The sequence below is a fragment of the Rhizobium sp. AB2/73 genome, from assembly GCF_020871915.1.
GTDB classification, from domain to species: domain Bacteria; phylum Pseudomonadota; class Alphaproteobacteria; order Rhizobiales; family Rhizobiaceae; genus Rhizobium; species Rhizobium dioscoreae.
Genome location: NZ_CP067071.1, coordinates 2,645,716 through 2,664,671 on the forward strand (window position 1 = coordinate 2,645,716; position 18,956 = coordinate 2,664,671).

The 18,956-nt window shown below is 60.0% G+C and carries 17 protein-coding genes and 1 tRNA gene; 12 read left to right on the top strand and 6 right to left on the bottom strand.

Annotation, left to right across the window (positions count from 1 at the left end; all coding sequences use genetic code 11):
• Window positions 1–277: 277 nt before the first annotated feature.
• Window positions 278–694 (bottom strand): DUF2000 domain-containing protein, encoded by a 417-nt coding sequence (locus tag I8E17_RS13115; RefSeq protein ID WP_069613273.1) that lies wholly within the window; start codon window positions 692–694, stop codon window positions 278–280.
• 130 nt (window positions 695–824) lie between these two features.
• Here I8E17_RS13115 and I8E17_RS13120 point away from each other — a divergent pair, with 130 nt between their 5' ends.
• The 3 genes from I8E17_RS13120 to I8E17_RS13130 all read left to right on the top strand — a co-directional run bounded on the left by I8E17_RS13120 (window position 825) and on the right by I8E17_RS13130 (window position 3,607).
• Window positions 825–1,304: an Lrp/AsnC family transcriptional regulator gene (locus tag I8E17_RS13120; RefSeq protein ID WP_069613331.1), complete on the top strand. Its 480-nt coding sequence runs from the start codon at window positions 825–827 to the stop codon at window positions 1,302–1,304.
• Window positions 1,305–1,436: 132 nt separating this feature from the next.
• Window positions 1,437–2,504, top strand: coding sequence for a cyclic nucleotide-gated ion channel (locus I8E17_RS13125; RefSeq protein ID WP_069613274.1), 1,068 nt, complete (start codon window positions 1,437–1,439; stop codon window positions 2,502–2,504).
• A gap of 128 nt (window positions 2,505–2,632) precedes the next feature.
• The gene (locus tag I8E17_RS13130) at window positions 2,633–3,607 is read left to right on the top strand and encodes an alpha/beta hydrolase (protein ID WP_113367406.1); all 975 of its coding nucleotides are present in this window, start codon (window positions 2,633–2,635) and stop codon (window positions 3,605–3,607) included.
• Window positions 3,608–3,610: 3 nt separating this feature from the next.
• Here the strand turns inward: I8E17_RS13130 and hisN are convergent, their stop codons facing one another.
• The 3 genes from hisN to I8E17_RS13145 form a co-directional block, all read right to left on the bottom strand.
• Window positions 3,611–4,384 carry a histidinol-phosphatase gene (gene hisN, locus I8E17_RS13135; protein WP_069613276.1) on the bottom strand — a complete coding sequence of 258 codons (774 nt, stop codon included), beginning with the start codon at window positions 4,382–4,384 and terminating at the stop codon, window positions 3,611–3,613.
• Window positions 4,385–4,677: 293 nt separating this feature from the next.
• Window positions 4,678–5,133: a YcxB family protein gene (locus tag I8E17_RS13140; RefSeq protein ID WP_069613277.1), complete on the bottom strand. Its 456-nt coding sequence runs from the start codon at window positions 5,131–5,133 to the stop codon at window positions 4,678–4,680.
• A 146-nt stretch (window positions 5,134–5,279) separates the two neighbouring features.
• On the bottom strand, window positions 5,280–6,164 hold the full coding sequence (locus I8E17_RS13145) for an N-formylglutamate amidohydrolase (protein WP_069613332.1): 885 nt from the start codon (window positions 6,162–6,164) through the stop codon (window positions 5,280–5,282).
• A gap of 286 nt (window positions 6,165–6,450) precedes the next feature.
• Here I8E17_RS13145 and cpdR1 point away from each other — a divergent pair, with 286 nt between their 5' ends.
• Together cpdR1 and I8E17_RS13155 are read left to right on the top strand one after the other, a co-directional pair.
• Window positions 6,451–6,813 carry a response regulator CpdR1 gene (gene cpdR1, locus I8E17_RS13150; protein WP_004117561.1) on the top strand — a complete coding sequence of 121 codons (363 nt, stop codon included), beginning with the start codon at window positions 6,451–6,453 and terminating at the stop codon, window positions 6,811–6,813.
• Between the two features lie 84 nt (window positions 6,814–6,897).
• Window positions 6,898–6,972 (top strand) — tRNA-Val (locus I8E17_RS13155).
• Window positions 6,973–7,111: 139 nt separating this feature from the next.
• Here the strand turns inward: I8E17_RS13155 and I8E17_RS13160 are convergent.
• Window positions 7,112–7,423, bottom strand: a complete 312-nt coding sequence (locus tag I8E17_RS13160) for a hypothetical protein (protein WP_069613278.1) — start codon at window positions 7,421–7,423, stop codon at window positions 7,112–7,114.
• 213 nt (window positions 7,424–7,636) lie between these two features.
• On the opposite strand from I8E17_RS13160, the gene I8E17_RS13165 reads away from it, so the two are divergent.
• Window positions 7,637–7,882, top strand: coding sequence for a hypothetical protein (locus I8E17_RS13165; protein ID WP_069613279.1), 246 nt, complete (start codon window positions 7,637–7,639; stop codon window positions 7,880–7,882).
• Between the two features lie 176 nt (window positions 7,883–8,058).
• Window positions 8,059–8,529 carry a hypothetical protein gene (locus tag I8E17_RS13170; protein ID WP_069613280.1) on the top strand — a complete coding sequence of 157 codons (471 nt, stop codon included), beginning with the start codon at window positions 8,059–8,061 and terminating at the stop codon, window positions 8,527–8,529.
• A 44-nt stretch (window positions 8,530–8,573) separates the two neighbouring features.
• Here the strand turns inward: I8E17_RS13170 and I8E17_RS13175 are convergent, their stop codons facing one another.
• On the bottom strand, window positions 8,574–8,825 hold the full coding sequence (locus I8E17_RS13175; RefSeq protein WP_069613281.1) for a hypothetical protein: 252 nt from the start codon (window positions 8,823–8,825) through the stop codon (window positions 8,574–8,576).
• A gap of 421 nt (window positions 8,826–9,246) precedes the next feature.
• Between I8E17_RS13175 and I8E17_RS13180 the strand changes: the two genes are divergently transcribed.
• The 5 genes from I8E17_RS13180 (at window position 9,247) to I8E17_RS13200 (ending at window position 18,889) form a co-directional block, all read left to right on the top strand.
• Window positions 9,247–10,347: a DUF475 domain-containing protein gene (locus I8E17_RS13180; RefSeq protein WP_069613282.1), complete on the top strand. Its 1,101-nt coding sequence runs from the start codon at window positions 9,247–9,249 to the stop codon at window positions 10,345–10,347.
• Between the two features lie 297 nt (window positions 10,348–10,644).
• Window positions 10,645–12,072 carry a mannose-1-phosphate guanylyltransferase/mannose-6-phosphate isomerase gene (locus tag I8E17_RS13185; protein ID WP_069613283.1) on the top strand — a complete coding sequence of 476 codons (1,428 nt, stop codon included), beginning with the start codon at window positions 10,645–10,647 and terminating at the stop codon, window positions 12,070–12,072.
• Between the two features lie 182 nt (window positions 12,073–12,254).
• Window positions 12,255–15,575 carry a transglutaminase family protein gene (locus tag I8E17_RS13190; protein WP_069613284.1) on the top strand — a complete coding sequence of 1,107 codons (3,321 nt, stop codon included), beginning with the start codon at window positions 12,255–12,257 and terminating at the stop codon, window positions 15,573–15,575.
• Between the two features lie 13 nt (window positions 15,576–15,588).
• Window positions 15,589–18,006, top strand: a complete 2,418-nt coding sequence (locus tag I8E17_RS13195) for a circularly permuted type 2 ATP-grasp protein (RefSeq protein ID WP_069613285.1) — start codon at window positions 15,589–15,591, stop codon at window positions 18,004–18,006.
• Between the two features lie 4 nt (window positions 18,007–18,010).
• A complete protein-coding gene (locus tag I8E17_RS13200; protein WP_069613286.1) occupies window positions 18,011–18,889 on the top strand; it encodes a transglutaminase family protein in 879 nt (292 codons plus the stop codon).
• Window positions 18,890–18,956: the final 67 nt, after the last annotated feature.

Genomic DNA, 18,956 nt, shown 5'->3' on the forward strand with positions numbered 1-18,956 from the left:
TTCGCAGGCCCGTTTGGCACCCGCGAAAAAGAGATGGGGATCGCTTTTGCGGAGTTCAAGCCCCTGTGCCCGCCTCCCATTTTGCGGAAAATCGCTGCGTGAACCGCAGATGAACGGATGGTTCGGAACCCGTTCAGGCTGGCTGGCCTATCGTCCAAACCATCGGAACACCATCGTCCGATGACTGAAGTGTATCGTCCCTTCTTCTTCAGTCCTTGCTCGGCCGGCGAAGCGGATCTCTCTATCTCCGCAAGCCGGCCTTTTTTCTTTCCGGACACTATCGCAGCAACTTCAGTGAACCGGTCAGCGATTTCACCCACTTCGAAGGGCCGGCCAGCCCAAGACCGTCGATCGCCTCGCCGGCAAGATCGCGATCCGGAAACGTTGCCTCATATTCCCTGTAATCGTGCAGCGAGCGGGCAAAGGCAGGAAAAGGAACGATTGCGCGGTCGTTTTCGACCGGCAAGGTTTTCAGCAACAGAGATCGTATCGTTTCCGCGTCCGCCTGCAGTATCGGAACTGGCATGTTCGAGCTGATGTCGATGGTACGCTCCTCCCTGTCGGTCAATTGCCTGGCCGCGAGCGCAGGAAACTTTGCGCCCAGGCCGATCGAGATGGCGCCGGCGGTGTTGGCGATCAGACCGAGCGGCAATGCCGGATTGATGACGATGGCTAGACGAATATCGGGAAGCATGGAGACCTACTGCCATTGACAAAAGTGGTCGCAGGATATCTCGCGCATCGGGGACAATCTTGCCTTTTATTGCCGCATAATTGAATAATATGGTAGCATCTACCTCCTTTCTGCGAATATACGGTTGGATATGCCCAATTCTCTTGAGCCCATTGATTTGAAGATTCTCGGCGCCCTTCAGAAAGACGGACGCCTAACGAATCAGGCGCTTTCCTCCGAAGTCGGGCTCTCGACGTCGCCATGCTGGCGGCGCGTGCGCCAGCTGGAAGAAACGGGCGTGATCCAGGGTTATACGGCCACCCTCGACAGGCGCCAGATCGGCCTCGGCGTCCTTGCCTTTATTAGGGTGAAGATCGACAGCCATAGCGAGGCGGAAGCCGAGGAATTCTCGCGCGATGTGCTGAAACTCAACGAGGTCGTGGCCTGCTACAGTATCGCCGGGGATGCGGATTTCCTGCTGCAGGTCGTAGCCGCCGATCTCGACAGCTACGCCGATTTCGCCATGGCGGTGGTGCGCCGCCTGCCGCGCATCAAGGAGATGCAGACCACATTCGTGCTGAAGGAAATCAAGCCCTTTAAGGGCTTTCCGCTTGAGGTCGGCCAGCGATAGCGGTGCAAGGCACAGAGTGCCGGGTCAGGCATGGAGGAGACAGCACATCCCTGCGCTCTTTACGTTTGGATCTAAGCCATCCTATTCTCGGGCGAGTGGCTGCCCCCCAAGGGGTATTGCCCGGGGGATATAATGTCGGCGCTTTCTTTCTCGAAGATTTCCTCGTCGCTGAATACGCTTCTGGCTGCAATCGGTCTGCTGACAGTGGCGGTGCTTACGACGCCCGATATCGTCGGACAGACCAGGCTCATCCTGGAAGTCGTGCTTGCTGGCGTCTGGGCCATCTATGTTCTGCAATTGATCGAGACGCTGGTCATACATCGCACAAGGGACGTTCGCGGCGGGATCCCGGAAATCGCCGTCGACGTGCTGGCCGTTCTGGTCCCTCTGGCAGCATTCCTTCTCATTCGGGGGCGCGACCAAAGCCTCTATTGCGCCATCTGGCTTTTGAAGCCGCTGCGCGGCTCGATCTTCTTCCGGCTGCTGAGCAGGGTCATCACCAAGGAAGCACGCAACCTGATCGGCGTTACCTCGATTTTCGTAATCGTCCTGTTCGCCGCGGCGCTTGCGGCTTACATCATCGAGCGCGATGTCCAGCCTGACAAGTTCGGCAGCATCCCCCTTGCAATGTGGTGGGCAGTGACGACGCTGTCGACCACGGGCTATGGTGACGAGATCCCGCAAAGTTTCGCCGGACGCACTCTTGCCGGACTGGTCATGATGTGCGGAATCGGCATCTTTGCCTTATGGGCCGGCATTCTCGCCACCGGCTTCTACGAAGAGGTTCGCCGCCAGGATTTCGTGCGCAACTGGCAACTTGTTGCGGGAGTTCCGCTGTTTCAGAAGCTCGGTTCGGGTGCTCTCATCGAGATCGTACGGGCGCTGAGACCTCGCGTCGTGCCGGCCGGCGGCATCATCTGCCGCAAGGGCGAAGCCGGCGACCAGATGTATTTCATCGTCGAGGGCCGCGTCAGCGTCGCCACGCCGAATCCGGTGGAACTTGGTTCCGGCAGCTTCTTCGGCGAGATGGCGCTGATCACCGGCGAACCCCGGTCGGCAACCGTCAGCGCCGCGACCGAGGTCTCGCTGCTGTCGCTCTATTCATCGGATTTCCAGATGCTATCGAGCAGCAGCCCCGAGATCGCCGAGATCATTCGCCAGACGGCGCTGGAACGGAGAGCGGCGGCACCGAAGAGCTGATGTGGACGATCTCCATGGCGTCGGCCTTGTGCGCACCGTTCGGAGAAAAGCCATAAACCTGTTGCAATTCCGCGAGGCTGCGCTATCCCCTTGGGATGAGCCATTGGTCAGCGAGGCGCGACACCGTCATGGATTCGGTCCTCTATTCCACAGCAGATAATCCGGTGCCGGAAAACCGCACCGAAGGCTTCTTCGAAAGTTTCGACGGCCGCAAGCTGCGCTATGCCGTCTTCCGCTGCGAGCAGCCGGTTGCCAAGGGAACCGTTGTTCTGCTGCAGGGCCGCAACGAGTTCATCGAAAAATATTTCGAGACGATCCACGACCTCACAGCCAAGGGTCTGTGGGTCGCGACCTTCGACCTGCGCGGCCAAGGCGGATCGCAGAGGCTGCTGAAGGACCCGTTGCGCGGCCATATCCGGCACTTTTCCGATTATGAGCGCGATCTGACCGCCTTCCTCGACAAGATCGTTCTGCCGGATACCCGCCTGCCCTTCTTTCTCCTCGCTCATTCGACGGGCGCGCTGATTGCGCTCTCAGCTGCGCCGAGGCTTGCAAGCCGCATCGAGCGCATGGTGCTGTCGGCTCCCTTCATCGGCTTGACCGGCCACGGCGCTTCCCCCGGTTTTATCCGCTTTCTGTCCGGCGCGGTCAGCGGTGTCGGCCTAGGCCGGATGCAGTTCAGCAAGAAGTTCAAGGAAAGGCCATTTGCTGAAAACCCGTTGACGACGGACGAGCAGCGCTACCGCCGCAATATCGGCATCGGCACCACCTATCCGCAGCTTTGCCTGGGACCGCCGACGGCGCGCTGGCTGTCGCAGGCCCTGCGGGCGATCGAACGGGTCAACAGGCCCGAACACCTGTTTTCAATTCAGGTCCCCACCGTGTTGATCGCGCCGACGCGCGACGGCGTGGTGCCCTATGCCGATCAGGAGCGGCTGTCGCGCTATTTCCGTGCCGCTCAGCTCGTTCCAATTCACGGCGCCAAGCATGAAATCCTGCAGGAACGGGATCTCTATCGCAATCAGGCGCTTGCCGCGATCCACGCCTTCATCCCCGGCAGCGATGCCGAAACCAATGCCTATGAGATTGAGGCGGAAGCTTGATCCTCAGCGCGACAGGATGGCAAGCGCCTGCTCGTAAACCGCGCGGCTGCCGGCTGCGATGATCGTTCCGCCCATTTCCGGCCGGCCGCCTTCCCAGGTGGTCATAATGCCGCCGGCCTGCTCGATGACCGGAATGATGCCGCCGACATCATAGGGCTTCAGCGAATTTTCGATGACGAGATCGATATGGCCGGCTGCAAGCAGCGCATAGGCATAGCAATCGCAGCCATAGCGGAAGAGCCGGACCTGCCTTTCGATCTCGCGATATTTGGCAAGCTCGTCGCCGACGAAGAGATGCGGCGAAGTGGTGAAGAGGATGGCATTCGAGAGGCTGCCGCAATCGCGGACCTGCAGCCGCCTTTCACCATCAGGACCGGAATAGGTAGCGCCATTGCCATCGGCAAAATAACGCTCGCCGGTGAAAGGCTGGTCGATCATGCCCATGACGGCGCGGCCGTTCTTCTGCAGGCCGATCAGCGTTCCCCAGACCGGGACGCCTGAGATGAAGGCGCGCGTGCCGTCGATCGGATCGATCACCCAGACATGCTCTCGATCGAGCCCGACATTGCCATGCTCCTCGCCCAGAATGCCGTGTTCCGGAAATTCGGCCTCGATCAACGAGCGAATCGCCTGTTCGGCCGCACGGTCCCCTTCCGTTACGGGATCAAAGCCCTTGGCTTCCTTGTTGACCACATCGATGCCGGCACGAAAGCGCGGCAGGGTTTCGGCCTTGGCCGCTTCGGCCAGACGATAGAAGAACGGGCGATCGGGAAGCATGGTGAATCCGGATAAGTGACGGGATGGCGATGTCATAACGCATATAAGTCGTTAAGCAAACCGGATGATGACGCACTGGGCGCAATGCCTCCGGATCAGGCAGGATTTTTAAGTTTGCCTAAATATTTTGCACTGCAATAAAGTGCTTGACATTTGTGCAGCGCAGCAGCAATATCCTCATGCAGTCTTCTGACTGTAAATACCCTCCTTGGGTGTTTCCTCCCTAGACTTAGCCGCGCCACGAGCGCGGTTCTTTTTTGCCTGACCTACCTATTTTACAAGGGAATCCGCATTCACTGCGGTACTGTGAAAGGCACCTTCGATTTCACAAAATCGAGATCATTGCTGTCTGCCGTCTGAGTGGGCAGCGTCATGAACTGGTTGATGGCTGTAAATATCATCCAATAGGTCGGCCGCTGCCAGATTTCGGTAACGGTGGACCAGGGAACTTTGGCCGCCCCCAACTCGGACGCCACGTCAAATCCTTCCTCATGAAAAGCAAACACCGCCTGTCGTGTCGACATTTTGCGGAACTTTCCGACCGTATTGCGGTAATGCGCGATCCATAAGACGATAATCATAGCCGGGCAGAGAAGAACGAGGCTGGCGAAGACGCCGGTCAGCCATCCGGTGCCATCACTCCAAAGCTGCCAAAGAAAAAGCAGGATTATTGCAATTTCAGCGACCCAGAGGCGCTTATTGACAATCAGCCGCCGCCAGACAAAGGCCGTCACGGCATCGCGCACCATTTCTTCCGTGTAGGTGACAGTGATAGTCCGATGCATCGCCCACCCACTACGCACAGCCTATCGGCAGCTTCGAATTCCGGTGTCGCCCATAAAGAGATTTTGCCTGGCCGCGCGTCAATTCGGCAAGCTCGACGACGACAAAACGATCATTCGGCGGCCAGCGCCGGATCGCCCGTATAGGATTCCACATGCTCGGCCATGCGCTTCATGAAAAGCGTGATGGCGGCGGCGACCTTGTCGAAATCCGGACGCTTCTCGAGCGTTGTCTCGTCGACATAGAGAGAGCGATTGACCTCGATCTGCAGGGCATGCAGTCCGCGGGATGGGCGGCCGTAATGTTCGGTGATGAAGCCGCCGGCATAGGGCTTGTTGCGCACGGCGTTGAAGCCGAGCTCCTCGAGAATCTGCATGGCCGCGCGCGAAAGCTCGGCGGAGGCGCTGGTGCCGTAGCGATCGCCGAGGATGAAATCCGGCCGCATGTTGCTGCCGGCGATACGGATATTGCCCGGCATGGAATGACAATCGACCAGCACGCCGAAGCCGAATTTGACATGGGTGCGCGCGATCAGCCGCCGCAGCGTGGCGTGATAAGGCTTGTAGATCGTGTCGATGCGCTTCAGCGCATCCTCGACCGGGACGCGGCGCGCATAGATCTCCATGTTCTCGGCGACGATTCGCGGGATCGTGCCAAGACCGCCGGCGACCCGCAGCGAATTGATGTTCGCATAGGATGGCAGTGCACCGTCGAACATGCGCGGATCGAGCTCGTAGGGCTCGCGATTCACATCGATATAGGCGCGCGGAAAATTGGCAAACAGCAGCGGCGCACCGAGAGAGCTTGCCGCCGAAAAAAGCTCGTCGACATAATGGTCCTCGGAGCGGCGGATGGCGATGCCCTGCAGGCGGGACTGGGCGACGAAATCGGGGGGATAGATGCGACCACTATGAGGCGAGCTGTAGACAAACGGTATCGTCTGGGAGGCTGGCTCCAATACCTCGAAAATCTCGAAACTGCGCATTTCTGCGGACATCAACGTCTTTACCATGTCAACAACTTGTCGCAGTAATCATGTTGCCAGTTGCATGACCGCAAGTCCATAGTAACTTGAGCGAAATGGCCTTAATCCAAAACACCGTATTCGGAATCTCGGAAGCCCGATTAGCGAAAACGCAGGACGTTTTCGTGGAATCCACCTATGCTTCGAACAAATGCTGGAACGGCGCGTTTTGGCTGGTCATTCACGGCTTGTTTACGGCGCCGCGGTACCCTAAACGCTGGACGAGTCCAACAGACAAAGTTGATTAGCGATAGAGATGATGACCCAGAAGATACTTCTTGCCGAAGACGACAACGACATGCGTCGCTTTCTCGTGAAGGCACTCGAAAAAGCCGGCTACAAGGTCTTGTCCTTTGACAATGGAGCAAGCGCCTACGATCGGCTGCGCGAAGAGCCGTTCTCGCTGCTTTTGACTGACATCGTCATGCCCGAGATGGACGGCATCGAGCTCGCGCGCCGCGCCACCGAACTCGATCCGGACCTCAAGGTGATGTTCATCACCGGCTTTGCCGCCGTCGCCTTGAACCCCGATTCGAAGGCGCCGAAGGATGCAAAAGTCCTTTCCAAGCCTTTCCACCTTCGCGAGCTCGTCGACGAGGTCAACAAACTCCTTGCTGCGTAAGGCTTTCGGCGGCCCAGTCACAAAACCGAAAAAAAGCCTATTGACGGCGACCAAGGTTTTGTGATCTATGCGCCGCCATCGGATGGGCGTGTAGCTCAGCGGGAGAGCACTACGTTGACATCGTAGGGGTCACAAGTTCGATCCTTGTCACGCCCACCATCCTAATTCGCTGAAAAGCAAGGCCTTTCGAGAAATCGAAAGGCCTTTTTCATTTCCTGCCGTTTGGCTACATCTGCGCATGTCGCCGAAGTTTTGCGGGGGCAAAGTGTTTCCCCAGACCGCGGCCGTTTGTCGACCGTCAGCGATCCAGAATATGCCGCAGCACCGCCGTCGTCGGGTAGGCATAGACGCCACGATCGACGAAGCCCTGGCGGTAGAGGCAATCCCTGAGAGCCAGCCAGTAGAGTGTGCTGTTCGCATCCGGCGACCCACGCCGCCAGGAATAGGCTTCGGGCTCGCAATGATTGAGAGCCCTGTCATATCTTGCCAGCACCACCGGATCGCTGTCGGCGCGAATGCCGCCATGGTAGGTCTGGTAATTCGAAGGCGCCTCACCGGCAGAGACGCATGCCAGGCTCAAAATCGCTCCCAGCGCTAACATCATTCTCATGTGCTTCGATCTCCAACTAGCCGCGTCCCGAAAAATTCGAGCGCAGGTCGAGAATAGTAGTCTTTTGGAAGATAGCCAATCACATGCTGCTGTTCGCTGCGATTGCGAGTTGAACGGGGCCCGCGACACAAGTTCCCGCCACAAGCCGCTTGACTTCCGGCCGCGCCGTCATCCTACTGTCATATCAGCGCATCGATCATACGGGAGGACGAGATGACGGTGGTGAAGCGGCAGTTCTATAAGAACCATAAGCCCAACGGCGATGAATATATGTTTCACCTCGCCCGCGACACCGAAAGCGGCGAGGTCTACGTCATCCGCCAGGCGGATTATGTCGTCGACGGCGGCAGCGAGAAGAGCATGACCCTTTATGAATTCCTGGCCGGGGGCGGCAATCGCCAGAATGCCCTGCTGCAGTTGATCGGCTCGCTCGTTCCGGAATCGGCGCAGCAACATTAACGCACTCGCGCAGGGACAGCGGATGGCTTTGCGATAGAGAGATGTATGACGTCAAACGCTGAAACGCCCGGTGTGAATCCGGGCGATTTCAGTGGCTTTGGGGTTTGCGCCCCGCTTCGGGTTGACTGCCACATTTGGATCGGCGAATTTGCTCGGGCTTGAAAGGAGCCCCTCTTATGCGATTCGCAGGCATTGCTTTTGGATTGACCGTCTTGGCCGCAACCTCGGCCGGCGCAGTGGATGATTTCCCATCGAAAGGCGTCACCGTCGTTAGTGGAAAATGCTCCAGGCTCGTGGTCGGCAAGCTCGATGCCTCCAAGGGATGCAAGGCCGAAATCGCCAGCGTCACCGGCCCGGATGGATCCGTGACCTTCATCTTCACGTCCGGCGGCAAGATGCTTGGTTTCCAAGGCAACGGCAAGGGCATCAAGGCAGGCAGCCAGAAGGGGACGGCGCAGTTGCCGATCGACGTCATCTCGACCGGTGCCGGCGGCAAGATATCGGGCCAGGTCGAAGCCAAGGGCACTTGCACCTTCGCCAATCCCTATGCGGGCAAGCCGATCGCCATCGAGTGCTCGGCAAAATCGACCGAGATGAGCTTCAACGGCAGCTTTACCTCCGACGGCAAGACGCCGCGACACAAGTAGCGGCCATTCGCCGCGCTGCCACCATCCGAGCTCCAACACTCGAATTAATGCCGCGGCGTGGTCTTTTGCTTCCGACCATGATTGGCATCGGCCGGCGCCTCGCGCGACAGGTCTGCGCCGTTGACGTGTGCAGGAACGTGCACATCCTCGTGGGTGGCGGGATGCAACGTCAGATCCACCTGATGCGGCGGCAGGACCTGAGCTTGGCGTAGCGTATTCGGCCGTGCCTTTTTCTGCCGTTCCGTCAGTTCCGGTTTTTGCGTTTGCGACTTGGGGTGGATGGGTGTCGGGCTCATCGGAACTTCTCCTGTCTGTCGCTGTTGTCGGGATAACGATCCGCCTGAGGTTTTGAAGCGGCGGGGCGGCACAAGACCGCTTGACGGGCAAACGCGGCCCTCCCTGTTTGGTTCCTCGAATTTTAAATTATCAAGGGCAGTTGCTGCCGCCACGATTTCAACTCTTGACCTGCATCGCAACTTCACTAACTATGAAGTATCTCCGCGCCTCCCTGACATCGGCGACGGATTGAACTTTGGTGCCGGGCCCCTCTGGCGAGAGTTTTCACGGCGCTCTCGCGATGTCGGTACCGCCTGCAGATGAGCCGGCGGACTTCGTTTCCATGATCAGCTTGACCATGCCTCACCCGCATGCCGTCTTCGGTATGCGGCTATGCGCGCAATCCGGACAGATTCACTCCCTTTGCGGCGAGGCGCGCACATGAGCTCGCGCACCGCTTCAAAATCCGCACTTGGCTATTTCGGCTGGGCTTTTGCCGTTACAGTCGGCGGCCTTGCCCTCGGTGCCCTGCTGGGCTGGAACACCACCGGCACCTTCAGCGGTCTTGCCACGGCCTTCTTCATCTGTGCCGTCCTCGCCGTGCTCGAAATCTCGCTTTCCTTCGACAATGCCATCGTCAATGCCAACAAGCTGAAGGAGATGACGCCGGTCTGGCAGCATCGTTTCCTGACCTGGGGCATCATCATCGCCGTCTTCGGCATGCGGATCGTCTTTCCGCTGGCGATCGTCGCCATCGCCGCCTGGATCAGTCCATGGGAAGCCTTGCAACTCGCCGCCACCAGGCCTGAGCAATATGCAGAGATCATGCAGGCGGCACATCTGCCGATCGCCGCCTTCGGCGGCACCTTCCTGATGATGGTGGGCCTGACCTATTTCTTCAATCACGAAAAGGACGTGCACTGGATAAGCTTCATCGAGAAGCGGATGGCGCATTTCGCCACCGTCAAGGGCGTGGAGATCGCCTTCGTGCTGATCATGGTCCTCATCTTCACCTCCGTGCTCGACGGTGACGACGCCACGACCTTCCTGCACGCCTCGATCTACGGCCTCCTCACCTTCCTGCTCGTAGAGGTTCTGGCTGGCTTTCTGGATGCCTCGCAAAGAACGATGAGCGCGGCGGCAAAGGGTGGATTTGGCGCTTTCCTCTATCTCGAAATCCTCGACGCCAGCTTCTCCTTCGACGGCGTCATCGGCGCCTTCGCTCTTACCCAGAACCTCTTCATCATCGCGATCGGCCTCGGCATCGGCGCCATGTACGTCCGGTCCATGACGATCATGCTGGTGGAAAAAGGCACGCTCGCCCACTATCGCTACCTCGAACATGGCGCCTTCTACGCCATACTGATCCTTTCGGTGATCATGTACGTGCAGACGCTGACGCATATCCCGGAAGTCATCACCGGTCTGGGCGGCGCGGCCCTGATCGGCATCTCGCTCTGGTCCTCGATCCGGTACAACAGGCGCAATGGTCTCCACCATGCGGCGGTGCACGATGAAGAGCACGACAGGGCGGAAGCTTGACCTCCGACATAATGACGATCATCGCCATAGCCCGCTGGCCTATGGCGGATCCTGAGGGCAGGATCGTACTTATCGATTCTGCCTCGCCCCCCTTTCGGAAAGGCGCGCACAGCGGACTTTCATCGGGATTTCCGAGCCGAGATCGCCGAATGTTTACGCTGCTGGCATATTAGCGCTAGCGTTTTGCCAAAAAATATCGCAATGGCGATTGAGGTTGTCGAAGGAGCATGGCGGAGAGCGCAACGGTTGCGCTCTTGACGGTCGGCTCTCGGTTGAAGTGTCCAGGAGAGGCAGAATATGGCAGCAAAGATCGTTCCGGTGATTATGGCAGGGGGCAAGGGCACGCGGCTTTGGCCGCTGTCGCGCGCATCCGCTCCGAAGCAATTCATCCAGTTCATCGGCGACAGGACGCTGTTTCAGAACACTTTGGAGCGGGTGGCCGACCCCGAGCTCTACGAAGCGCCGATCGTTCTCACCAACGAGGAGTTCCGTTTCCTCGTCGCAGAGCAGGCCCGCGAACTCGACCTGAAGCTGGCCGCCGTGCTGTTGGAGCCCATCGCCCGCAATACTGCCGCTGCCGTTGCCGCCGCCGCTGCGCTCGTCACCGAGCTCTTCGGCAAGGAGGCGATCATGCATGTCCTCGGCTCCGATTATGAGATCGATGCCAATACTACGTATTATGATTGCGTGCGCCTGGCCCGCGATACCGCGCTGCAGGGCAAGCTCGTTACCTTCGGCATCAAGCCGACCGAGCCGGCGACCGGCTACGGCTATATAGAAACCGGCAAGGCGCTCGCAACCGGCGCCCATGCCGTCAAGCGTTTCGTTGAGAAGCCTGTCCTGGAAAAGGCAAAGGAGATGGTGGCAAGCGGCAGCTTCTACTGGAACTCCGGCATGTTCATGTTCTCGGCGGCCCAGCTTCTCGCCGAAATGAAGGAATTTGCGCCTGATGTAGAAAAGGCTGCCAGCAAGGCCCTGTCCAAGTCGACGCGCGATCTCGATTTTACCCGCCTCGACGCCGACAATTTTTCCAAGAGCCCGGACATCTCCATCGACTACGCGCTGATGGAAAAGACGGCCAATGCCGCCGTCGTTCCCTCGCCTTTCACCTGGTCCGATCTCGGCAGCTGGGATGCGGTCTGGAAAGTCGGCAGCCGTGACGAAAGCGGCAACGTGTCGACGGGTGCCACGACGCTGGTCAACACCAAGAATTCGCTCGTCATGTCGCACAGCCTCCACGTCGCCGTGCAGGGCCTTGAGGATGTCGCCGTCATCGCCAGCGAGGACGCCGTCTATGTCGGCCATCTCAAGGATAGCCAGGAAGTCGGCAAGCTCGTCAAGATGCTCGCAAGCGAGAAGAAGACGGCCAAGCTCACCGAGACGCACCCCACCTCGTACCGCCCCTGGGGCGGCTATACCTCGGTGCTGAACGGCGAGCGTTTCCAGGTCAAGCGCATCTTCGTGCTGCCGGGCAAGAAGCTGTCGCTGCAGAAGCATCACCACCGCTCCGAGCACTGGATCGTCGTCAAGGGCACGGCCGAAGTGACGGTCGGCGAAAACGTGCAGATGCTGCGCGAAAACGAATCGATCTATATCCCGCTCGGCGAAGTGCATCGCCTGGCCAACCCGGGCAAGATCCTGCTGGAGCTCATCGAAGTGCAGACCGGATCCTATCTCGGCGAAGACGACATCATCCGTCTCGTCGACGAGTTCGGCAGAAGCTGATTGCAAGCAGCAGGATCGCGATTTCAGAGCGGCGGGCGAAAGCTCGCCGTTTTGTTTTGGCATTACACGGCAGGACTTTCCGAAGCGCCGGGAGACACCTTGCTTTCTTTCGCTGCATTGCACACACTGCCCCAAGGGAACAGCAATCACCGCACAACGATGCGGGCTAGGCGAAGAGACATATGGCGATCAAGGCGAGCATCTATCATCTCACCCATTACAAATACGACAATCCGGTCCGCCTCGGCCCCCAGATCATCCGCCTGAAACCCGCCTCGCATTCCAAGACGCGCGTGCTCAGCCATTCGCTGAAAGTCACGCCGTCAAACCATTTCGTCAATCTGCAGCAAGACCCCTACGGCAACTATCTCGCCCGCTTCGTCTTTCCCGATCCGGTCACCGAGCTGAAGATAGAGGTCGATCTCATCGCTGACATGACGGTCTACAATCCCTTCGACTTCTTCGTCGAAGAGGAAGCCACCAAATGGCCCTTCGACTATCCCGAGACCATCCGCGAGGATCTGTCGATCTACATGAAGCCGGAAGAACCCGGCCCCAGGTTGAAAGCCTTCCTAGCCACGCTCGACCGCTCGGAGCAGAAGACCGTCGACATGGTCGTCGGCCTCAATACGCGCCTGCAGCAGGAAATCGGCTATGTCATCCGCATGGAAGCCGGCGTCCAGACGCCTGAGGAAACATTGGAAAAGGCGAAAGGCTCCTGTCGCGATACGAGCTGGCTGCTCGTTCAGGTTCTGCGCCATCTCGGCCTTGCCGCCCGCTTCGTCTCCGGCTATCTCATCCAGCTCACACCCGACCTGAAGGCCCTTGACGGCCCCTCCGGCACCGAAGTCGATTTCACTGACCTGCATGCCTGGGCAGAAGTCTATCTTCCCGGCGCCGGCTGGGTCGGCCTCGATCCGACCTCGGGTCTTCTGACGGGGGAGAGCCATATTCCGCTTGCCGCCACGCCGCATTACCGCAATGCCGCGCCGATCTCGGGCGGCTATTTCGGCGAAGCCAAGACCGAATTCGACTTCGACATGAAGGTCGCCCGCGTTGCCGAGCATCCGCGCATCACCAAGCCTTTCTCCGACGAAAGCTGGGATGCCTTGAACGCGCTTGGCGAGAAGGTCGATGCAATCCTCAAGGAAGACGACGTACGCCTGACCATGGGCGGCGAGCCGACCTTCGTGTCGATCGACGACTTCCAGTCCGACGAATGGAACACAGCCGCCGTCGGTCCGACCAAGCGTGAAAAAGCCGACACGCTGATCCGCCGCCTGCGCGAACGCTTCGCGCCGAACGGCTTCCTGCATTACGGCCAGGGCAAGTGGTATCCCGGCGAAAGCCTGCCGCGCTGGACCTTCTCGCTCTACTGGCGGCGCGACGGCCGGCCGATCTGGTCGAATCCCGATCTGATCGCCAATGAGGGCCGCAACTACAGCGTCACCGAAGACGATGCCGGCCGACTGCTGACGGCCATTGCCGGCGAACTCGATATCGAACCGGATTATGTGGCGCCCGCCTTCGAGGACCCGGCCGAATGGCTGGTCAAGGAAGCGAACCTGCCCGAAAATGTCGATCCATCCAATTCGAAACTGAAGGATCCGGAAGAGCGTTCGCGCATGGCCCGCGTCTTCGAACGTGGACTGACTCGGCCCACGGGCTATGTCCTTCCCATACAGGCATGGAATGCGCGCGCCAGCGGCCGCCGCTGGACGAGCGAGAAATGGCGTACGCGTCGTGGCCGCATCTTCCTGACGCCCGGCGATAGCCCGGTCGGCTATCGCCTGCCGCTGAACTCGCTTGGCTGGATACCGGCATCTCAATATCCCTACATCAACCCGATGGACCCGACCATCCCGCGTGAAGCGCTGCCGGATTACAATGAAGACAAGGGCCGGCCGCTGCAGGCTGCCCATTTCCAGCCCTTCACCGGCCAGCAGCCCATCATGCCGCAATCCCTGGATGAGATCGGCGGCTATGTGCGCACCGCTATCAGCGTCGAGCCGCGCGACGGGCGCCTCTGCATCTTCATGCCGCCGACAGTCAGCGTCGAGGACTACCTCGATCTCGTTGCCTCGGCCGAGCGTGCGGCGGCAGCCCTGAACCTGCCGGTCCATATCGAAGGCTATCCGCCGCCGCAGGATGAGCGCATCAATGTCATTCGTGTCGCCCCCGATCCCGGCGTGATCGAGGTCAACATCCATCCGGCATCGAGCTGGAAGGAAGCGGTCGATATCACCACGGCGGTTTACGAGGAAGCACGCGCCAGCCGGCTCGGCGCCGACAAGTTCATGATCGACGGCCGCCACACCGGTACCGGCGGCGGCAACCATGTGGTCGTCGGCGGCCGCAATACCATGGATAGCCCCTTCCTGCGCCGTCCCGATCTTTTGAAGAGCCTGGTGCTGCACTGGCAGCGCCACCCCTCGCTCTCCTACCTCTTTTCCGGCATGTTCATCGGCCCGACCAGCCAGGCGCCGCGTATCGACGAGGCCCGTCACGACAGCCTCTACGAGCTGGAAATCGCGCTGGCGCAGGTGCCGGCGCCCGGTCGCGGCATCCAGCCACTTCCCTGGCTGGTCGATCGCCTTTTCCGCAATCTTCTCACCGACGTCACCGGCAACACGCACCGCTCCGAAATCTGCATCGACAAGCTGTTTTCGCCTGACGGACCGACGGGACGCCTCGGCCTCGTGGAATTCCGCGGCTTCGAAATGCCACCCAATGCCCGCATGAGCCTTGCCCAGCAATTGCTGGTGCGCGCGCTGATCGCCCGCTTCTGGCGCAACCCCATTGACGGGAAGTTTGTACGCTGGGGCACGACACTGCATGATCGCTTCATGCTGCCGCATTATATCTGGCAGGATTTCCTCGACGTCCTCGCCGATCTGCGAGAAAACGGTTTCCACCTCAGACCGGAATGGTTTCAGGCGCAGCTCGAATTCCGCTTCCCCTTCTGTGGCGAAGTCGAATACGAGGGTAGCAAGCTGGAACTGCGTCAGGCGCTGGAACCGTGGCACGTCATGGGGGAAGAAGGCGCGATCGGCGGCACCGTGCGCTATGTCGATTCATCGGTCGAACGTCTGCAGGTGCGGTTCGAAACCGCCAATCCCTCCCGCTATACGGTAACCTGTAACGGCCGTCCCGTACCGCTGACACCGACGGGAATGGCAGGCGTCTCGGTCGCCGGTGTGCGTTACAAGGCATGGCATCCGGCCTCGGGCTTGCACCCGGTTCTGCCCATCGATACGCCGCTGACCTTCGATATCTACGATACATGGTCACGCCGCTCGATCGGCGGCTGCATCTACCATGTTGCCCATCCGGGCGGCCGCAACTACGACACCTTCCCCGTCAATGGCAACGAGGCGGAAGCGCGACGTCTTGCGCGTTTCGAGCCTTGGGGGCATACAGCAGGTAGCTATGCTGTGAGACCGGAGACTGCATCGGTGGAATTCCCGCTGACGCTCGACCTCAGGCGTCCGGCAGGAATTTGAGACGGAACTAAACATGAGTAGAAAACCGGCGACGGAACGGCGGGATGAGATAAAGACCGGCACTGCCAAGGCGCCGGCCTTTGCCTATCGTCCCCTGCCCGGCGTCGCCGACGAAATGGTCGACAACAATGGTGCCGTCCGCCCGGTCTGGCAAAACTTTCTGTCGGCGCTCTCGCGCCTATCGGAAGAGGAACTGACCGAGCGGTTCGCCCGCGCCGACCGCTATTTGCGCGACGCCGGCGTCTTCTATCGCGCCTATGGAACGGCTGGGGTCAGCGAGCGTAACTGGCCAATCTCCCATATTCCTGTGCTCATCGACGAGCGCGAATGGCAGGCTCTCTCCGAAGGCCTGCAGCAGCGCGCCGACCTTTTGGAATCAATCATCGCCGATATCTATGGCGACAATCGGCTCGTGAACGAAGGGCTTTTGCCACCGGCGCTGATTGCCGGCAATCCGGAATTCCTGCGCCCGCTTGTCGGCGTCAAGCCCGCAAGTGGCCATTATCTGCATTTCCTGGCTTTCGAGGTCGGCCGCGGTCCTGATGGCAACTGGTGGGTACTGGCCGACCGCGCACAGGCACCATCCGGCGCCGGCTTTGCGCTGGAAACCCGGGTCGCTACCACCCGTGCCTTTTCCGATATCTATGCCGAAACCAAGGTTCATCGTCTTGCCTCCTTCTTCGGTGCCTTTCGCGATGCGCTTCTTGGCGGCAAGCGCGGAGCCGAAGGACGTGTCGCCGTCCTGACGCCGGGGCCGGCCAATGAGACCTATTACGAGCACGCCTATATCGCCCGCTATCTCGGCTTCATGCTGCTGGAGGGCGAGGATATCACGGTCGTCAACGATCAGCTGATGGTGCGCACCGTCGCGGGGCTGCGGCCGATCAGTGTCCTCTGGCGCCGCCTCGATGCCTCCTATGCCGATCCATTGGAGCTCAACCAGCATTCCCATATCGGCACGCCGGGCATGGTCGAGGCTCTGCGGGCGCAGACGGTGACTATCGTCAATGCGCTCGGCTCCGGCATTCTCGAGACGCGCGCCCTTCTCGCCTTCATGCCGACCATCTGCCGGCATCTGCGTGGTGAGGAATTGAAGCTGCCGTCGATCGCCACCTGGTGGTGCGGCCAGAAGGCCGAGCGCGAGCATGTCGCCGCCAACATCGAGAAGATGGTCATCGGCCCGGCCTATTCCTGCATGCCCTTCTTCGATGACAACGGCCAGTCGGTGCTGGGCTCGACCCTGCGCAGCACCGCCCGCAATTCGATTGCGGATTGGCTGGCAACCGAAGGTCAGAAATTGGTTGGCCAGGAGGTCGTGACACTTTCGACGACGCCGGCCTGGGTCAACGGCAGGCTGACGCCGCGGCCGATGAGCCTGCGTGTCTTCGCCGCCCGCACGGAAAATGGTTGGCAGATCATGCCGGGCGGCTTTGCCCGCATCGGCAGCGGCGACGATGTCGCGGCCATCGCGATGCAGGCAGGAGGTTCGGCGGCTGATGTCTGGATCGTCTCCGACAAGCCCGTCGAGGCGCACACGCTTCTGCCGGCCGAAGAAACTTTCACCCGCAACATGCCGGGCAGCCTGCCGAGCCGGGCGGCCGACAACCTTTTCTGGCTCGGCCGCTATATCGAGCGCGCTGAAGGCGCCCTGCGCATCCTGCGCGCCTGGCATGGCCGTTTCGCCGAGGCGGCCGATCCGAACCAGCCGCTGCTTGCCGATGTCAGCGCCTATCTTGCCGCCATCGACATCGATACCAAGCAGGCGGTACCGGAAAACCTGCTACGCAACATCGAGAGCGCCGTCTATTCGGCAAGCAACATCCGCGATCGCTTTTCCCCCGACGGTTGGCTGGCGCTGAATGATCTCGCCAAGACGGCACGCCGCTTCAGGGAAGGGGTGAAACCTGGCGACGATGCCAGCCACGCCATGACGATCCTGCTGCGCAAGCTCGCGGGCTTTGCCGGTCTCGTACATGAAAACATGTACCGCTTCACCGGCTGGCGCTTTCTGTCGCTCGGCCGCTACATCGAGCGCGGCCTGCACATGACCCGGCTGCTCGGCCATATGTCCGGCCCCGATGCGCCCGACGGCGCGCTCGACATGCTGCTTGAAATCGGCGACAGCGTCATGACCCATCGCCGCCGCTACAACGTCAATACCGCTCGGCTGACAGTGACGGACCTGCTCGCGCTCGATCCTCTCAACCCGCGCTCGATCCTCTTCCAGATGAACGAGATCCACCGCGAGGTTGAGCAGCTCCCGAACGCTTACGTCAACGGCCAGATGTCGCCTTTCTTCCGCGAGGCGATGCGGCTGCATTCGGGGTTGGCTGTCATGACGCCCGAAGCGATGACGGTCGAAGTCTACCAGCAGCTGGCGCGCGAACTGGAGCGGCTGTCCGACCTGCTGGCACGCACCTACCTCGGATGACGTGATGCTCTACGACCTCTCGCTTCACATGGGCTATATCTACGACGTGCCGGCAAGCGGCGCGCGGCATATCTTGCGCGTCATGCCGCTCTCACTGCCCAATCGGCAAAGGCTGATCGCCGGCTCGGTAAAGATAAACCCGGGGCCGGACGAGCAATCCAACTTCACGGATTTCTTCCAGCATCCGGCAACCTCGATCCTGGTTCGCGATCCGCATGAAAGGCTCGACATCCGCATGCAGGCGCGCGTTCAGGTGGAAAGCCAGCCCGTCGGGGCCGACTTTTCGCCGCTGCTGGCCAAGTTGCCGGAAGAGATCGAAGACTGCTGGTCGATCGATCCGTCTTCACCCCACCATTTCCTCGGCGGCAGCCCGCGTCTGCCGGAGACGGGCGAAATCACCGATTACGCCAGGCAATGGAAATCGACCAAACTGACAACCCTGCAGATTGCGCATGCGGTCTGCGCGCAGATCCACAAGGACTTCACCTACGACCCCAAGGCGACAACGGTCGATACCACCCCCAAGGAGGCATTTCGCCTCAAGCGCGGGGTCTGCCAGGATTTTTCGCATGTGATGATCATCGCGCTCCGCAGCCTCGGCATTCCCGCCGGCTATGTCAGTGGCTTCCTGCGCACCATTCCGCCGCCCGGCAAGGAAAGACTGGAAGGCGCCGACGCCATGCACGCCTGGGTGCGCGTCTGGTGCGGTGAGACGGCAGGCTGGATCGAGCTCGATCCGACCAATAATATTCCCGCCGGCACGGATCACATCGTCGTTGCCTATGGTCGCGATTATTCGGACGTTGCCCCCGTTATCGGCGTGCTGAAGAGCTATGGCAATCAGAAAGCCGTTCAGGCAGTAGATGTCATTCCACTAAAATAGAATATACTTGAAGTAGTAAAAATCTGAAGCAAATCGCGCCAGATTATGTAGTTTGTTAAAAATCAAA

What these genes read in the sequence shown, in the direction of transcription:
- I8E17_RS13115 (WP_069613273.1), bottom strand. Translation starts at nt 694, where the DNA reads ATGCTTCCCGATATTCGTCTAGCCATCGTCATCAATCCGGCATTGCCG.
- I8E17_RS13120 (WP_069613331.1), top strand. Translation starts at nt 825, where the DNA reads ATGCCCAATTCTCTTGAGCCCATTGATTTGAAGATTCTCGGCGCCCTT.
- I8E17_RS13125 (WP_069613274.1), top strand. Translation starts at nt 1,437, where the DNA reads ATGTCGGCGCTTTCTTTCTCGAAGATTTCCTCGTCGCTGAATACGCTT.
- I8E17_RS13130 (WP_113367406.1), top strand. Translation starts at nt 2,633, where the DNA reads ATGGATTCGGTCCTCTATTCCACAGCAGATAATCCGGTGCCGGAAAAC.
- hisN (WP_069613276.1), bottom strand. Translation starts at nt 4,384, where the DNA reads ATGCTTCCCGATCGCCCGTTCTTCTATCGTCTGGCCGAAGCGGCCAAG.
- I8E17_RS13140 (WP_069613277.1), bottom strand. Translation starts at nt 5,133, where the DNA reads ATGGTGCGCGATGCCGTGACGGCCTTTGTCTGGCGGCGGCTGATTGTC.
- I8E17_RS13145 (WP_069613332.1), bottom strand. Translation starts at nt 6,164, where the DNA reads ATGTCCGCAGAAATGCGCAGTTTCGAGATTTTCGAGGTATTGGAGCCA.
- cpdR1 (WP_004117561.1), top strand. Translation starts at nt 6,451, where the DNA reads ATGACCCAGAAGATACTTCTTGCCGAAGACGACAACGACATGCGTCGC.
- I8E17_RS13160 (WP_069613278.1), bottom strand. Translation starts at nt 7,423, where the DNA reads ATGAGAATGATGTTAGCGCTGGGAGCGATTTTGAGCCTGGCATGCGTC.
- I8E17_RS13165 (WP_069613279.1), top strand. Translation starts at nt 7,637, where the DNA reads ATGACGGTGGTGAAGCGGCAGTTCTATAAGAACCATAAGCCCAACGGC.
- I8E17_RS13170 (WP_069613280.1), top strand. Translation starts at nt 8,059, where the DNA reads ATGCGATTCGCAGGCATTGCTTTTGGATTGACCGTCTTGGCCGCAACC.
- I8E17_RS13175 (WP_069613281.1), bottom strand. Translation starts at nt 8,825, where the DNA reads ATGAGCCCGACACCCATCCACCCCAAGTCGCAAACGCAAAAACCGGAA.
- I8E17_RS13180 (WP_069613282.1), top strand. Translation starts at nt 9,247, where the DNA reads ATGAGCTCGCGCACCGCTTCAAAATCCGCACTTGGCTATTTCGGCTGG.
- I8E17_RS13185 (WP_069613283.1), top strand. Translation starts at nt 10,645, where the DNA reads ATGGCAGCAAAGATCGTTCCGGTGATTATGGCAGGGGGCAAGGGCACG.
- I8E17_RS13190 (WP_069613284.1), top strand. Translation starts at nt 12,255, where the DNA reads ATGGCGATCAAGGCGAGCATCTATCATCTCACCCATTACAAATACGAC.
- I8E17_RS13195 (WP_069613285.1), top strand. Translation starts at nt 15,589, where the DNA reads ATGAGTAGAAAACCGGCGACGGAACGGCGGGATGAGATAAAGACCGGC.
- I8E17_RS13200 (WP_069613286.1), top strand. Translation starts at nt 18,011, where the DNA reads ATGCTCTACGACCTCTCGCTTCACATGGGCTATATCTACGACGTGCCG.